Annotated in this window: 1 protein-coding gene and 1 pseudogene; both read right to left on the reverse strand. The window is 66.7% G+C overall.

Features of this window, described 5'->3' with window-relative positions; genetic code table 11:
- Positions 1–658: 658 nt before the first annotated feature.
- Positions 659–1,048, reverse strand: coding sequence for a transposase (locus NKI41_RS33060; protein WP_502901275.1), 390 nt, complete (start codon positions 1,046–1,048; stop codon positions 659–661).
- A 69-nt stretch (positions 1,049–1,117) separates the two neighbouring features.
- Positions 1,118–1,352 (reverse strand): annotated as a pseudogene (locus NKI41_RS33065) (hypothetical protein); the annotation flags it as partial.

Consider the following 1,352-nt stretch of genomic DNA (forward strand, 5'->3'; position numbering starts at 1 on the left):
GATCACCGCCGGCGCCTGACGAGGTTCGCGGAAAAGCGCCCAACAGCGGCCACATCGCCGCTTCAGGCCACCAAAACCTCATCGCCGTGCATCAAGGCGGCTAGCAACATTATGTGCCGGCCAATCTAAGGTGACGCAAACAACTCGACGCCTTAATCGGAGGCATCCAGAGAGGTGCCCGATATAGCGCCGGAAGCTAGGGCTAAAGGAGGATAGCAGGGATGAGTACGCGACTCGGACCTCTACCCTGGCGCTCGCCGCCGCGCGCAGTGACGGTCAAGGATGGGGCCGCAGGCCCTGTCGCGTGAGCGACTTGTCCTTGACTGTCACGAGGGCGGGCGGCAGGCTGACTGGTCGGGTGAGCCCTTTCTTGCAGGGAGCCAAAAAGCCGACGACAGATTCCGAGGCGAGTTCGCCGAGCCAGGCGCGAAGGGTCGCGCGGCAGACTTGTATGCGGTTGATTCCCGTGGATCCGAACCATGATGCAGCATGCGCATCGGTGGCGAAGCTCCGGGGCGGCGAGCCCATTCTACATCGGCGGTCCGAAGGACCATGTGTAGCTTCGGGTTGCCGCCACCTCGGATCGTCTTCGGCAGCCCCCTGCTGCGGGCCCGCCAATTGGGGTGTGCATTGTTCTCGCTGTTCCCGCGTGCCTCCATCACGCCGCACGCACGATAACGCCTTGCGGCACCTCGCCCGCGGTGACGAAAAGCCACAGCGCAATCAGCAGCTTGCGCGCCAGCGCCACGATCATCGTCTTGCGCCTGGTTTTGCGGCCATCGCTAGTGCGCGCCTGGAACCATCGGGCGAGGTCGCTGTCCTTCTGGAAGCGCAGAAACCGCCACGGCAGCTTGATCATGCCGCGCCGCACGCGGGCATTGCCGGCGCGCGCCAGCCCTTTCTCTCGGCGACGCTGGCCGCTCTCGTCCGGCGAGTCCGTCAGCCCGGCATACCGCGCCACGGCGCGGCGGTCGCGCAGCTGGCGTGACAGCATCTCGTGGACCAGCATGTCGGCGGTCTCGACGCCGATGCCGATGATCTGCGCCAGGCCGCCGTCAGCCGGCGCAGGCGCTCCTGTTCGATGGTGCGGATCTGCGCGCGCACGAGGTTGAGCCGCTCAAGGAAGCGGTAAAGCCCGGCGCGGGTGTTGTCCGGCAGCGGCGTTCCCTCCGCCGTGCGGATGCTCCTCGAGCGTCGGGATCGCGGCCATGGAGCAATGGCGCTTCTCGCCGCGCAGCCAGCCGAGAAAGGCGCGCATCAAAAGCTCGGTGTCGAGACGATCGGTCTTGGCGCGGCGGTGCTCGCGCGACACCGCAACGCTGGCGGGGTGGATGGCGTAGGCCTCGATGCCG

It is taken from the genome of Mesorhizobium sp. M0601 (assembly GCF_040320845.1).
In the GTDB taxonomy this organism is placed as follows: Bacteria; Pseudomonadota; Alphaproteobacteria; order Rhizobiales; family Rhizobiaceae; genus Mesorhizobium.